Origin of the sequence: Dermabacter sp. Marseille-Q3180 (assembly GCF_940792985.1) — a bacterium.
Taxonomy (GTDB): domain Bacteria; phylum Actinomycetota; class Actinomycetes; order Actinomycetales; family Dermabacteraceae; genus Dermabacter; species Dermabacter vaginalis.
The window spans coordinates 78,435-92,799 of the sequence record NZ_CALNWU010000004.1; the positions used below are offsets into that span (position 1 = coordinate 78,435).

Annotated in this window: 12 protein-coding genes and 1 tRNA gene; 6 read left to right on the forward strand and 7 right to left on the reverse strand. The window is 64.1% G+C overall.

What is annotated here, in order from left to right:
• The first annotated feature begins 109 nt into the window (after positions 1-109).
• From NBW56_RS09515 to NBW56_RS09525, 3 genes are all read left to right on the forward strand, one after another.
• On the forward strand, positions 110-2,851 hold the full coding sequence (locus NBW56_RS09515; RefSeq protein ID WP_250259009.1) for a Rib/alpha-like domain-containing protein: 2,742 nt from the start codon (positions 110-112) through the stop codon (positions 2,849-2,851).
• A gap of 88 nt (positions 2,852-2,939) precedes the next feature.
• A complete protein-coding gene (locus NBW56_RS09520) occupies positions 2,940-3,428 on the forward strand; it encodes a GNAT family N-acetyltransferase (protein ID WP_250259011.1) in 489 nt (162 codons plus the stop codon).
• Positions 3,429-3,432: 4 nt separating this feature from the next.
• Positions 3,433-3,789: a DUF4298 domain-containing protein gene (locus NBW56_RS09525; RefSeq protein WP_250259013.1), complete on the forward strand. Its 357-nt coding sequence runs from the start codon at positions 3,433-3,435 to the stop codon at positions 3,787-3,789.
• Between the two features lie 71 nt (positions 3,790-3,860).
• Here NBW56_RS09525 and groL read toward each other — a convergent pair whose 3' ends face one another.
• The 3 genes from groL to NBW56_RS09540 all read right to left on the reverse strand — a co-directional run bounded on the left by groL (position 3,861) and on the right by NBW56_RS09540 (position 6,744).
• Positions 3,861-5,495 (reverse strand): chaperonin GroEL, encoded by a 1,635-nt coding sequence (gene groL / locus NBW56_RS09530; RefSeq protein WP_250259015.1) that lies wholly within the window; start codon positions 5,493-5,495, stop codon positions 3,861-3,863.
• A 297-nt stretch (positions 5,496-5,792) separates the two neighbouring features.
• Positions 5,793-6,452, reverse strand: coding sequence for a LytR C-terminal domain-containing protein (locus tag NBW56_RS09535; protein ID WP_250259017.1), 660 nt, complete (start codon positions 6,450-6,452; stop codon positions 5,793-5,795).
• Positions 6,453-6,522: 70 nt separating this feature from the next.
• Complete coding sequence (locus NBW56_RS09540; RefSeq protein ID WP_250259019.1) at positions 6,523-6,744, reverse strand: DUF3263 domain-containing protein; 222 nt, start codon at positions 6,742-6,744, stop codon at positions 6,523-6,525.
• A gap of 36 nt (positions 6,745-6,780) precedes the next feature.
• Between NBW56_RS09540 and NBW56_RS09545 the strand changes: the two genes are divergently transcribed.
• Entirely contained in the window at positions 6,781-7,473 is a 693-nt protein-coding gene (locus NBW56_RS09545; protein WP_250259021.1) for a uracil-DNA glycosylase, read from the forward strand.
• 254 nt (positions 7,474-7,727) lie between these two features.
• A complete protein-coding gene (locus NBW56_RS09550) occupies positions 7,728-8,447 on the forward strand; it encodes a TetR/AcrR family transcriptional regulator (protein ID WP_250259023.1) in 720 nt (239 codons plus the stop codon).
• A gap of 227 nt (positions 8,448-8,674) precedes the next feature.
• Here the strand turns inward: NBW56_RS09550 and NBW56_RS09555 are convergent, their stop codons facing one another.
• From NBW56_RS09555 to NBW56_RS09570, 4 genes are all read right to left on the reverse strand, one after another.
• Positions 8,675-10,639, reverse strand: coding sequence for an NAD(P)/FAD-dependent oxidoreductase (locus NBW56_RS09555; protein WP_250259025.1), 1,965 nt, complete (start codon positions 10,637-10,639; stop codon positions 8,675-8,677).
• 198 nt (positions 10,640-10,837) lie between these two features.
• Positions 10,838-10,913: transfer RNA gene (locus NBW56_RS09560), tRNA-Thr, on the reverse strand.
• 38 nt (positions 10,914-10,951) lie between these two features.
• Positions 10,952-11,782, reverse strand: a complete 831-nt coding sequence (locus tag NBW56_RS09565; protein ID WP_250259027.1) for a DsbA family protein — start codon at positions 11,780-11,782, stop codon at positions 10,952-10,954.
• Positions 11,783-11,863: 81 nt separating this feature from the next.
• On the reverse strand, positions 11,864-13,957 hold the full coding sequence (locus NBW56_RS09570) for a protein kinase domain-containing protein (protein WP_250259029.1): 2,094 nt from the start codon (positions 13,955-13,957) through the stop codon (positions 11,864-11,866).
• 146 nt (positions 13,958-14,103) lie between these two features.
• Here NBW56_RS09570 and NBW56_RS09575 point away from each other — a divergent pair, with 146 nt between their 5' ends.
• Positions 14,104-14,325, forward strand: a complete 222-nt coding sequence (locus NBW56_RS09575) for a heavy-metal-associated domain-containing protein (protein ID WP_016663815.1) — start codon at positions 14,104-14,106, stop codon at positions 14,323-14,325.
• Positions 14,326-14,365: the final 40 nt, after the last annotated feature.

The following is a 14,365-nucleotide window of genomic DNA, read 5'->3' on the forward strand; positions in this document are numbered from 1 at the left end:
GTGGCGCCGCGGTGCTGCAGCCCTCGCTGTCGGCGCCGTCCTCGGCACCTCCGGCGTTGTTGGCACTTCCGCCCTCGCCGCTACGAACGCATGTGCTACCGAAGGTGGCATGACTACGGGCCAGCCCACTGCGGAAGAGGCTCAGGCCGCTGCTGACCAGGCGAAGGCCGCAGCTGATCAGGCGCAGGCCACCGCAGACGAAGCTGCTGCCGCAGCCGACGCCGCCGCAGCCGACGCCAAGAAGCTCCAGGACGCCGCCGACCAGGCGAAGGCCGAAGCCGACCAGGCACAGGCCACCGCAGACGAAGCTGCAGCCGCAGCCGACGCCGCCGCAGCCGACGCCAAGAAGCTCCAGGACGCCGCCGACCAGGCGAAGGCCGAAGCCGACCAGGCACAGGCCACCGCAGACGAAGCTGCTGCTGCCGCCAAGACCCTCGCCGCAGAAGCTGCCAAACTCCAGACCGCAGCTGAGACTAAGCAGGCCACAGCCGACGACGCCGCCACTGCTGCTCAGCAGTCGCAGGAGCGCGCCACCGAAGCGGCCCAAGCCGCTGCACAGGCGAAGAACGACGCCATCGAGGCCGCACAAGAAGCCGAGATGAAGGAAAAAGCGGCGGAGGACGCAACGGCTGCCGCCGAAGAGGCACCGGCCAAACTTGAGGAGGCACAGACCGCCTACAATGACGCACGGGCCAAGTTTGACGAGGCAAAGAACGGCGTAGAAGATGCAAAGGCCGATTATCAGGAGGCAAGGGCCCCCTTTGATGAAGCAAGGGCCGAGTACGAGAAGGCAAAGACCGCCGCAGATGATGCACGGACCAAATTCGATGCGGCAAAGACCGCATTGAATGATGCAAAGGACAAGTTTGAGGCGGTAAAGGCTGACCCTGAGGCAGCACAAGAAGACCGTGACAAGGCCCGAGCCGACGTTCAGACTGCTAAGGAAGCCCTTGACAAGGCCCACAGCGACTATATGCCGACAAAGGAAGCCCTTGAAAAGGCTTACAGCGCGCTTAAAGAGGCCGAGAAACCCCTTGACGAAGCACGGACCAAGGTTCAAGAGGCTCAGAAAGCCCTTGACGAGGCTGACGACAGCCGTGTAACGGCTAAGGAAGCCCTTGAAAAGGCAGAGGAAAACGTTGCGACGACGAAGGCCGCCGCTGAACAGGCACGGAAGGAGGCCGCCGAGGCACGTAACAAGGCTGAACAGGCAAAGAGCGACTACGAGAACGCGCAGGCCGAAGCCGATAAACTGCAGGCCTACGCCGATGAAGACGCTGCCACCGCTAAGCAAGAACAGGCCGAAGCCGATAAGGCGAAGGCTGCCGCCGACCAGGCCCAGGCCACAGCCGACGAGGCTGCTGCTGCCGCCAAGACCCTCGCCGCAGAAGCCGCCAAGCTCCAAGCCGCAGCCGACGAAGCACGAGCCAAAGCCGACCAGGCCCAGGCCACAGCCGACGAGGCTGCTGCTGCCGCCAAGACCCTCGCCGCAGAAGCTGCCAAGCTCCAGGCCGCAGCTGAGGAAGCACAGAGGATCGCCGACGAGATCGCCTCTGCCCCCAAAGCGAAGGACACGTGTCAGCCTGTGTACGCAGAGGTGACCGTCACCCAGGGTGACGTCGCCGAGGTCGCAGCCCCCGTCTTCACCGACGAGGAAACCGGCGAAGAGCGCGACATGCCCGAAGGCACCAAGTTCGCCCTCAAGGACGGTGACATCGAAGGTGTCTGGATCGACGAGGAAACCGGCGAAATCAAGTCGTCGGCAACCCACGCCGCACCTGCCACCAACGTCTACGAGGTCCTCGTGACCTACCCCGACGGCTCGAAGGAAACTGTCGTCGCCACCATCAAGGTCGTCGCTCCCGAACAGGCCACCCTCTACCAGCCGGTCTACACCGAGGTCACCGTCACCCAGGGTGACGTCGCCGAGGTCGCAGCCCCCGTCTTCACCGACGAGGAGACCGGCGAAGAGCGCGACATGCCTGAAGGCACCAAGTTCGCCCTCAAGGACGGTGACATCGAAGGTGTCTGGATCGACGAGGAAACCGGCGAAATCAAGTCGTCGGCAACCTACGCCGCACCTGCCACCAACGTCTACGAGGTTGAGGTGACCTACCCCGACGGCTCGAAGGAAACTGTCGTCGCCACCATCAAGGTTGTCGCTCCCGAACAGGCCACCCTCTACCAGCCGGTGTACGCCCCGGCCGAGGTTGAGCGCGGCCAGGTTGGCACCATCGAGGCTCCGAAGTTCACGGACGAGGAGACCGGCGAAAAGCGCGACATGCCTGAAGACACCAAGTTCGCACTGAACGATGGTGAGATCGAGGGCGTGACGATCGATCCGGAGACCGGCGCGATCACCGTTGAGGCGACCTACGCCGCGGTTGAGAACGTCTACGAGGTTCTCGTGACCTACCCCGACGGTTCGAGCGAGGTCGTTGTTGCAACGATCAACGTCATCGACACCCCGGTCGATGGACCCGAAGACGGCACTGAGGAGCCCGGCGACGGCACTGACGAGCCTGGCGAAGGCACGGAGGAGCCTGGCGACGGCACCGAGGAGCCTGGCGAAGGCACTGACGAGCCCGGCGACGATGCAGGCGAGCAGCCTGGCGACGACGCTGAGCAGCCTGGTGACGACGCAGGCGAGCAGCCCGGCGACGACGCTGACGAGCCTGGCGATGCTGGCACCGACCGCCCGACCAAGCCGGTCAAGGTGGTCCCCGCTAAGGGTGGCAGGCACGCCCTCCCGCGTACCGGTGCTGAGACCGGCGGCCTCCTTGCCGCTGCAGCCTCGCTCCTCGCTGGTGGTGCGGCCCTCGTGACCCGCCGCCGCAAGAACGAGCAGTGAGCTAACACCTCACGACCCGTTCAGTAGCTAAAAACGGGGTGGCCCCCGCTCCTTCGGGAGTGGGGGCCACCCCCGTTAACATCGAGATATGAGCGAGAAACCACGCATCATCCGGGCCCGCTACGACGACCCACGCGTCACGGCGCTCCACGCCGAGAAAGACGCCGAACTCGAGCCCCGCTACAGCGCCTACTACGCCGCCCACCCCGAATACCAGGGCCGTAGCGACGAAACCCTCGACCCGGAAACGATCCTCACCATCCTCCTCGCTGTCCACGGCAACACTGCCATCGGTACAGTCATGCTTCGCGCACTACCCGACCGCCTCGAGGTCAAACGACTTATCGTCGGAAAAAAATACCGAAGCCAAGGCATCGCGACACAGCTCATGCAGCACATCGAACGGGACGCCGCCGCCCGTGGCGCCACCGAGCTCTACCTCCACACCGGCAGCCTCCAACACGACGCCATCGCCCTCTACGAAAAAACCGGATGGCTCCGCCTCCCCCACCTCTTCGCGCCCTACACCGAGGACGGAGTTTCCCAGTGCTACGTCAAACAGCTCGTGCCACACTAAGGCCATGAACATTAACGCCGCTCCCGAAGAGCACACCCCCGAACAAAAAGCCGCCCTCGAACGCCTTTCCGTGGCTCAAGAAAACCTCGTGAAGTCCCGCGAAGCCTACGAAAAGGCCGTCGAAGGACTCGAAGCCATCAAGGCGTACAACGAGGCTATGAAGCCCCTCATGGCGTACTACGACAACGGCTGGCTCGCCGACGTCACCACAACCGACTCGATCTACGAGCGCCCCGAAGCAGCCGGCGAAGACGAAATCTGGGACATGCACGGCGGCCAGTATGAGCTCATGCGCGAACTCCTCGCCGTCTCCTCACGGTTCTTCGTGCGCGTCCCCGGCGAAGAGGAGCAAGAAGACTAACGGCCTCCCCAAGGCATAAAGAAACCCTCGCACCACAAATGGTGCGAGGGTTCCCTATTGTTAGCGGGCGATCACATCATGCCGCCCATGCCTCCCATGGCGTCCATGTCGCCGCCAGCGGGAGCCTTCACCGGCTCCGGCTTATCGGCAACAACGGCCTCCGTGGTGAGGAACAGGCCCGCGATCGACGCGGCGTTCTGAAGGGCCGAACGGGTCACCTTGACCGGGTCGAGCACGCCAGCCTCGATGAGGTTCTGGTACTCACCGCTCGCAGCGTTGAGGCCCTCGCCCACGGGGAGCTGCTTGACCTTCGATGCCACAACGCCGCCTTCGAGGCCAGCGTTCGAGGCGATCTGCTTGAGCGGAGCCTCAATCGCGACCTGCACGATCGATGCGCCGGTCGCCTCGTCGCCCTCGAGGGAGAGCGACGCGAACGCGTCCTTGCCGGCCTGGATCAGAGCCACGCCGCCACCGGCGACGATACCCTCTTCGACGGCAGCCTTCGCGTTGCGCACGGCATCCTCGATGCGGTGCTTGCGCTCGTTGAGCTCAACCTCGGTTGCGGCACCCGCCTTGATGACGGCCACGCCGCCTGCGAGCTTCGCGAGGCGCTCCTGGAGCTTCTCGCGGTCGTAATCCGAATCCGAAACTTCGATTTCGCTGCGGATCTGCTTGACGCGACCGGCGATCTGGTCGCCGTCGCCAGCGCCCTCAACGATGGTCGTCTCATCCTTCGTGACAACAACCTTGCGGGCACGGCCGAGCACGTTGAGGTCAGCGGTCTCGAGCGACAGGCCAACCTCTTCCGAGATCACGGTGCCGCCGGTGAGGATCGCCATGTCCTGGAGCATGGCCTTGCGGCGATCGCCGAAGCCGGGGGCCTTCACGGCAACCGACTTGAAAACGCCACGCAGCTTGTTGACGACGAGCGCGGGAAGCGCCTCACCGTCGACGTCCTCGGCGATGATCACGAGCGGCTTGTTGGCCTGGATGACCTTGTCGAGAAGCGGAAGGAGGTCCTTGAGCTGCGAAATCTTCGACGAGGTGAGCAGGATGTACGGATCCTCGAGAACGGTTTCCTGGCGCTCCGGATCGGTCACGAAGTAGGGCGAGATGAAGCCCTTATCGAAACGCATGCCCTCGGTGAGCTCAAGCTCGAGGCCAGTCGTGTTCGACTCCTCAACCGTGATGACGCCTTCCTTGCCGACCTTGTCGAGAGCCTCGGCGATGAGTTCGCCGATTGCCGGGTCGGCAGCGGAAATCGCGGCGGTGTTCGAGATCTGTTCCTTCGACTCGATCTCAACGGCCTGCGCGATGAGCTTCTCGCTCACGGCGGCAACGGCCTTGTCGATGCCGCGCTTGAGAGCGATCGGGTTGGCGCCCGCGGCAACGTTGCGGAGGCCTTCCTTCACGAGGGCCTGCGCGAGAACGGTTGCGGTCGTCGTACCGTCACCGGCAACGTCGTCCGTCTTCTTCGCGACCTCCTTGACGAGTTCCGCACCGATCTTCTCGTACGGATCCTCGAGGTCAATTTCCTTCGCGATCGACACGCCATCGTTGGTGATGGTCGGTGCGCCCCAGGACTTTTCAAGGACGACATTGCGCCCCTTCGGCCCAAGGGTGACCTTCACGGCGTCAGCGAGCTGGTTCATGCCCCGCTCGAGGCCGCGGCGTGCTTCTTCGTCAAATGCGATGAGCTTTGCCATGAGTGGTAACTCCCAAAGTGTGTGAGTGTGCTCCAGCCAGGTGCCCGCGACGGACGAGCCTTGCCCTTCCCTTCACGTCTGGGTTGGTGGGGCTCTCACCTCACTGGAATGCTCGCGGCGGCGCGGGTGGCGGTGGAGTCCGACGGCTGCCGGGAACCCGTTGTCACTCACGCCGTGCGAGTGCTAATCCATCATAAGCACTCTGAGGCAAAGAGTGCTAACGCTCGCTGGGAATTTCTCTGGGAGCGTGACGGTGTTCGGGGCGGTTGCCCGCTGCGAACGGTGCCGCGGAGGGCACTATTCGCCGTCGTCGCCCTCGTGATCCTCGCCTTCAACCTCGGCAAGGTCGCCCGGCTCATCGATGATGACCACCGTGATGTTCGCCCGGTATTTGTCAGTCTTTTCAGCCTCGACACCCACGTACTTGGCGAGAGCCTCGGCTGTCGCCGCATCCTCGTCTCGCTTGTAGTACACGCCGGCGTTCTTCGAGCGCTTACCGGTGTCGGTGTCGATCTTCGTCCAGCCCTGCTCTTCGAGGGCCTTCTGCCAGCGGCCAGCCATGCCCTGCACGCGCTTACCGTTAAGCACGAGTACGGGGGCTTCTTTATTGACTTCAGGGGCGGGCTCCTCGGAGGGCTCCTCGCTCGCTTCTTCGGTAGGCTGTTCGGTTTCGTCGGCACTCTCACTACTCTGAGCAGGAGCGCTTTCACTGGAATCTGCCGGCGCAGAAGTGGAGGATTCTGCCGGGGCGGGGCCGTTCTCGCTCCCCTTACCAAGGCCCGAAATAGCCCAGAGCACGAGCGCGAGCGCCACGAGTGCCGCGACGATCACGATGATCGTCGAAAGATTCCGCTTGAAGAACGGCTCCTCAGCGCGGTGCGCGCCGTGGGCGCCTACCTGATCGGCCTCGCGGTCAAACTGGTCTGGTTCGTACGGGTACGTGCTCTGATCTGCCACACGACCATGCTATCGGCACTCACGCGCCGAATGCGCGATTGCGGGCGCGGCGCGCCGAACGCCGGTCCCCTCAGGAACGCGTACGGCCCAGCAAGCGTCGGACCACATTTGGCGCATACCGCACCGCCGCCGGCTCCCGCATGAGCCGCACGAGCCGCGCGTGGTAACGGGCCGGTGTGAGGCCCGTGAGCCGCAGGATGTCGCGCTCCTTCGCGCCCGCACTGCGATACACGCGCGCCTCAAGGTCGAGGATCGCGCGATCCATCTCGCTCAACTCAGACTCGTCAGTCATGGGCACAAGTGTAGGCGCGCCCCGTACGCTGGTGACATGAACCAGAATGCGCAGCCCCCGCTCACCAACATCATGGCCGCCGACTGGGCCGAGGCGCTCGCAAGTGTCGAGCCGAACATCCGCGCAATGGGCACCTTCTTGCGCGACGAACTTGCGGCTGGCCGCCGATACCTCCCCTCGGGGGATCGGATTTTTCGCGCATTCGAAACGCCACTCGCCAACGTGCGCGTGCTCATCGTGGGTCAAGACCCCTACCCCACGCCGGGCCACCCCATCGGATTGAGCTTCGCGGTCGAGCGCGATGTGCGCCCGCTACCGCGATCACTCCAGAACATTTACCTCGAGCGCGAAGCCGATCTCGGCATCCCCCCGAGTGAGCACGGCGATCTTTCAGCGTGGCAGGAGCAGGGGGTCATGCTTCTCAACAGGGCCTTGACTGTCGCACCGGGGGCGCCGGCCTCACACCGAGGCAAGGGCTGGGAAGACATTACGATGCGCGCGATCGACGCACTCATTGAGCGCGGCGGCCCACTCGTCGCAATTTTATGGGGGCGCGACGCCCGCTCCCTCGCGCCGAAGCTCACCGCGCACGGCGTCGGCGTGATTGAGTCGGCGCACCCCTCGCCACTCTCAGCTCGACGCGGGTTCTTCGGGTCGAAGCCGTTCTCGCGCGCCAACGCTCTCCTCGAAGAGCGCGGCGCTAGTGGTGTGGACTGGACCACGCCCTAGCGCCAGCCCGGCCTCCATGAAGCTACTCAAAGTAAGTGATCTCGCCCACTCCTCGAACACCCTAGCCTTCTATATAACCGCACCAACCGTTAAAGTTTCGGCAAAATCCCTGGTAGTGGCCATTAAATGATCGCTTTACACGCGCGGCTACCTAGAAAATCACCAGCTTGCACCCATAGGATGAGGGCCTATAGTTACGAAGTCGTTACACACCGGACCTGCCACCTCGGCACACCTGATTGGAGTCCACGGGCATGAACACTCCCCGCCACCACGACGACGAGCTGCGCGCCGAACTCATCGCAGAGGCGTCGAAGGCGCTCGCCAAAGGCGGTCCAACAGCCGTTTCGCTTCGCGACATCTCCGCCGCGTGCAACACCTCCACCACCGCGGTCTACTCCCTCTTCGGCGGGAAGAAGCAGCTCCTCAACTCGGTCGTCGTCACGTCCGCCGGTGATCTCGCGAAGCACCTCACCGAAGTGGATCGCGACCAGGACCCAGAAAACTACCTCGTCGCCCTCGCGACCACACTCCACGACTGGGCAGTGCACAACCCCGAACTGTTCGACGTCATCTTCGCCCAGGCCAACCAGGTCCCCGGCCGGGCGGCTCAGGCCAACGGCGCGGCGGGCGCAGCCGGAACCACCGAGTCCGACGCCACCTCCGGCTCTCACGACTCCGGCCTCTCACGCCGCGACAACCGCCTGCTCGCGGCATTCCGCGACCTCGGCACCAACGTTGATGAATTCGAAGCGATCGCCAAGCACCTGTCAAAGGCCATGACCGAGGGCCGCACGAAGTACGGTGCGAACGGTGAGATCTCCCCCGAGGACGCCACAACCCTCCTGCGCGCCGTGTGGGCCAGTGCCCACGGCTGGACGCACCTCGAGATTCAGGGCTTCATCGACGCCGCGGGTTTCACCGACTTCGTGCGCGCGATGGTGAAGGCCGCGCTCAAGGCGAGCCGCGACTAACGAGGCCCAGCCTCGGCCACGCGCCCACCCCTACATCAGCCTCCGCCCCAGCCTTCTGACGGGGGTAGAAAACTGCTCGACCAACCCCGCAATCGGGGAGTGACGTCGTTTTTCTCCACCCTCATAAGGCGCGTCGAGCAAAAGGAGAGGGAGCGCCGCCTCAGCAGCGCCCCCTCATCACTGGATCAGTCTCCGGGAACAATCAACGAAGCCCCCGAACCAGCGGTTTAGGCCTCGAGGCCCACGCGGTAGCCCGTTGCCACCGCCTGCGCCACCTTCGCTACCTTCGACACGTCACCCGCTGTGCGGAAGTCAATGCCCGCCGCCTCGAGCTCAGTTGCGAGCGTGTTCTCGCTGCGCATACCGATCGCCAGCACCACGGTCTCAGCCTCGACGTTCACCGAGGAACCGTCGGCCTCAAACACGGCACCCGAGTCGTTCACTTCTACGAGGCGGTGCCCCGTGAGCATCGGAACCCCAGCCTTCTTGAGCTTCGAGGTCACCGAAATGACGTTCGTGTGGAACGCGCCCGCGCCGAGCTCCGGCGCCATCTCGTAGACGGCAACCTCGCCACCGTTTGCGGCAATGAGCTCTGCAGTTTCGAGGCCCGTCATGCCCGAGCCCACAACAATCGCACGACCGCGTACATCGCGCGTGCCACCGAGCACGTCGATCGCGTCGACCACAATCTCGCCGTCGATGCCGGGGATGGGCGGCACGACCGGAACGGCGCCCGTCGCCACGATGACCGCCTCAGCACCAAAGTCCCGCACCTCGTCGGCGCCGAAGCGCGTCGAGAGTCGCACTTCAACGCCAGCCTGCTCGAGGCGACGCTCGTAGCTCTCAACGAGCCAACCCATGGGATCCTTACCAGGGGGGTTGGTGCCGGGCACGACCTGGCCACCGAGAGTGTCCTCCGCCTCGACGAGCGTCACCTTCGCGCCTCGCTTCGCGAGCGTTTCCGCAGCTTCACAGCCCGCGGGGCCGCCACCAATCACGAGGGCCGTGCGGCCTTCGGCATTGCGCTCTGGTTCGATCGGGAACTCCGATTCGAAGCCACAGCGCGGGTTGACGGCGCATTCAACATGCCCGCCCGAGAAGAGTGCCTCGAAGCAGTACATGCAGCCGATGCAGCGAGTGATATCGGCGTCGCGGCCCTCGATGGCCTTGATGCCCCACTGCGGGTCAGCGAGCCACGAGCGGCCCATCGCGATGAGGTCCACGAGGCCGTCGTTCAGCATCTTTTCTGCCTGCTCCGGCTCACGAATAATCGACACACCCATGACCGGAATCTTCACGGCGTCGCGCACGGCGCGAATCATCGGGTCGCGCCAGTTGCGCGGAGTATTGACGGGCTCGATGACGGTCACACCGGTCTCGTACGTGCCCGACGACACCGAAATCAGGTCGGCACCGTGCTCCTCGCACACCTTGGCGATCCGCACGCCGTCGGCAACCTCGTTACCCACACCGGGCATGCCGATCAGGTCGTAGCACTGCGAGATCGAAAGTCGCACCGAGATCGGGAAGTCGGGGCCCACAACCTCGCGCACGCCATCGAGAATCTCCACGAGGAAACGGCAGCGATTCTCGAACGAACCGCCGTACTCATCCTCGCGCTTATTGGTGCGAGGCGAGAGGAACTCGTCGATAAGGTAACCGTGAGCGCCGTGGATCTCCACGCCGTCCGCACCGGCTTCCTTCGCGCGGCGCGCACCGTTGATGAAGTCCTGCACGAGGCTCTTCACTTCCTCGTTTTCGAGGGCACGCACGGGGGCCTTGGTGAGCTCGGATCGCACGGCGGAGGGTCCGACGGTGACCTGCCCCTTATTGAGCTGGGGAAGGCCCTGGTTGCCGGGGTGATGGAGCTGGAGAAAAATCTTTGAGCCTCGCGCGTGAACGGCCTCGATGGCCTCGGCGAGCTGTGGAACGAGCTCGTCGCGGGTCACGGAGAGCTGTTTCGGAGTGCCGGCGCCGTGCTCGTCATTCACGCGGGTGATCTCGGTGATGAGAAGGCCGCAACCGCCTTCGGCGCGCTCGAGCCAGTACTTGAGTAGGCGCGGGCCAACGGTACCGTCGGGATTTGCGAGGTCGCTGCCCATCGGGGTCATGACGAGACGGTTGGGAATTTCAACGGTGTTGATGGTGAAGGGGGTGGCGAGTGTGCGCTGGGTCTGCGCGGTCGCAGTCATCAGGGGTCCTTTTCGCGTGTCGGTTATCACTAGTCGCTTGTGACTCACACTACGCGCCTAACCCCTTAGACGGGGGGACTTTCGGCGCAATGCGCCTCACCCGCGCGCGTCTCCGGCGCTCTCACGCTCGCGGTTTCTCACACAACAAAAGAAAACCCAGGCCTTACGGCGTAATGCCGAATCGACCTGGGCTTTTATTGGAGCTGAAGATGGGGCTCGAACCCACGACCTGCTGTTTACAAGACAGCTGCTCTACCAACTGAGCTACTTCAGCATTGCGGCGCTCGCACCAGTGTAGCGTGCACCGCGAGTTTAGTTACCCGAATCGCTTGCGCCACCAGCATCGCTTGCGCCACCGGCGTCGCTCGCGCCGGGAGTACCCGAGGAGGCCACGGCTTCCTTCAGGGCACCGGGCTTCTGCCAGGCGCCGTCGGCCCCCCATTCCTTGCCGTTGATGAACACGGCGGGTGTGGCGGGCGAGAGTTTCGCGCCAACGGGCTCGAGCACGTCGACCGCGTAGCGGCGGAACTTTTGGTCCTTGATGCACGAGAGCGTTTCCTCACTCGCGCCTGCATCCTTCGCGTAGGTTTCGAGTTCTTTGTCGCTCAGGCCGGGGCCGCCCTCGGCCGGCTGGTTCGCGAAGAGCTGCTCGTGGAATTTGAGGAACACTTCGGGCGAATCCTCGTAGGTGCACACGGCGGCTCCGCCGGCGCGAGCCGAGTATTCCGTGGTGGACATCTTCGAGGAGAGGAAGGTGCGCACATGGAAGTTCACGGTCGCCTCGCCGTTGTCGATCATTTCGTGGATGTCTGCGCTATTGACCTGTTCGAAGGCACCGCAAAACGGGCACATGTAGTCGAACACGACGTCAACGACGGGCTTCGTGTCGTCGGCCTTGAAGGCGAGAGTGGGCTCTTCCTTGCTGATCGAAGCTGGCTGGTTCAGCTCAAGTTCCGGTTCGGGAGCATTCGCCTGATAGATGAGGTAGCCGAGTCCTGCCACCACCGCGAGCGCTACCACGACGATCGCCGCGATCACGGCGGTGCGCACGCGCTTTTGGCGGTTCAGCTCTTTTTCGCGTTGTTTGCGAAGCTCCACGCGCTGCGCTTCGCGCACGTCTTGAGCTGAGGGCTTCTCGGCCATGAATCCTCCGGAGGGGTCAAATATGAACGGTGAGCGGGGCTTTCGCCGCGTGCCATCCTAACGGATGCCTTCGCGGGCGCGTCAGCGTCGCCAGGGCGAGATGTCTTCGAGGCGGAACTCGCCCACGTACGGGAAGTAATCGATCGTGCCTCCGCGCGAGGCGAGAGTGAAGCCCACCGCGACGATGAGCAGGATGAGCAGCGCCGCGATGATCGCGGTCCATAGCCCGCTCGGGGCTGCCGCATGCACGAGCCTGTGGCCGCCGTAGCGTGTGGTGCGCGCGCCGATTCCCCACCACAGCGACAGGGTCGTGACACCCACGAGCACACCGGCGTAGATCGCGTAGTGCAGCTCGAAGTTGGTGAGCCACACGACCGCGGCATCGATCGCGAGGAGCACACCCGCCGTCACGATCACGGGGATGAGTGCCTGAAGAATTGCCTCGAGGAGCGCGAGTATCAAGCGCGGAACGGCGAGGAGCACCGCCGCGGTTGTGATGCTTCCTGAGCTTCTTCCCTTGTCAGTCCCCTTTTCCAACGCAATCCACGAGCGTTGCCACGTGCGTGCGAGCGCCGTCATCAGTACGAGCAAAATCAGCGCGGCGAGAGGCACGAGCGCGCCGAATGCTGTGAAGAGCACCATGCCAAGCAGCACGAGTACGGTACGACGCTCGGGCTCACGCAAGTGGTACGGCACGGGTGGCGGCATAAATCCCTGTGGCGGCATCCCATAGTTTTGCGCGCCGTAGGGCTGCGGTGCGAGGGGCGCTTGCTGATAGGGGCTTTGCGGAGCGGGTGTGGGGGCGGGCGGCTGCGGCATGTGGTCCGACGCTTGCCACCCCTGCGTCGCTCCCTCGTAGTGGGGAGCGGGCGGGGCCGCGGGGGTCGAGATGGGGGCGAATTTCGCGGTCGGTGTTTCGTCGAGGACGGGCATGACCTGGGTGGGATCTTCGTTGGAGACATCCCACTCATCGGTGTCGTCCAATTCATCAGTGGCGTCGCGCATTGCCCCCATGCTCTCCCCCTCTCCCCCTCCGGGACTCAGTGGGCTATGCGTCAGTGGGCTATGCGGAGGTATCGACGCAGTCGCCTCAGCTGCGCGAGCTGCTGCATCCGTAGATTCCGCGGCACCCAAACCCGACGCTCCGGCGCCGATTGGACCACCCGGTGTGCCGCGTTCACCCGCCTCAATCCGAGAGGTGGGGAGCTCGGCGGAGGTGGAAGGGGAAGACGGGGACGAGGAGGTTGGATCGTAGTTCCCATACACCCATGCATCCACATCGTGCTCGAGTGCCTCCATGAGCTTCTCCGGCGGGGTGCGATCGGCGGGCTCAGGGGCAAATGCCCCCTTGAACCATTCGACGCACGGCTCCGGCAACCCCTCGAGGTCGGGTCCGCCCATCGTGGCGAGGTTGTAGACCGTGCCGAGTCGCCCCTTACCGAAGGGCGGGAAGCCGGTCGCGGCGTGGGCGAGCATTGCGGCCCAGGCCCACCAGTCGGCAGCGGCGTCGACGATGTTGTTGCTGATCACCTCGGGGGCAAGATAGGAGATCGTGCCCATCATGAGCCCCGTCGAGGTCATGCGGGACTCTTCGGCGGCTTGGGCGATGCCGAAGTCGATAATGACCGGATCGACTGGATCGATGTCGAAGTCGAAGTGCGAGCCATGACCGGTGCGAAGCATGATGTTGCTTGGTTTGAGGTCGCGGTGCACGATCCCCTTCTCGTGAACGTCAAGAAGGGCCTTGCCGAGCGGCAAGCCGATTTCGCGTACGCATCGCAGCGGAAGGTGCCCCCAGTCGTCAATGACTTTCTGGAACGTGGGGCCCGAGATGTACTCGGTGACGAGGAAGGCAACGTCGAGGTCAAATTCGGCGTCGAGAACGCGGGAAACGTTCGGGTGGTTGACGCGCTGCAGGGCGCGCATCTCGCGGCTGAGGCGGGCACGGGCGCGCTCGTCGCCGGCAATTTCGGGGCGAAGCACCTTGAGGGCGACGTCGAGTCCGGCCGCATCGGTTGCGCGGTAGACGATCCCCATTCCCCCACTGCCGATGCGTTCATGAATGGCATAGCCCGAGTCGGCGAGCATTTCGCGAAGGTGCGATTCATAGAAACTGGGGCGGCGCTGGGGTGTGCGCGCGCCAACGTTGCCGCCTGGATTCGTGGGGGTACTCATGCGCCCCATGCTACCGATCCGCCTCCTCATTGCTCTGAAGTTGCCGCACCCCCTTGAAGTCGATACCCCTAGGGGGTATGTTGGATGCCGGGCCACCAACCGCGCCCACACGAACCAGGACCATCACAAACATCAAGGAGCACACCATGACCACCTCGACCTTCAAGATCACGGGCCTCACGTGCGGCCACTGCGTCAATGCCGTCAAGGAAGAAGTTGGCGAGCTCGCTGGCGTTGAGAGCGCCGAGGTCGAACTCGTCAAGGGCGGCGAATCGACCCTCACGATCCAGGCAGATCGCGCCCTCACCAAGGCCGACATCGCCCCCGCAATCGAGGAAGCCGGCGAAAGCTACGCCATCGTCGGATAACTCCTCCCCCATCCCGAACCCGGCCGCACCACACCCCGAA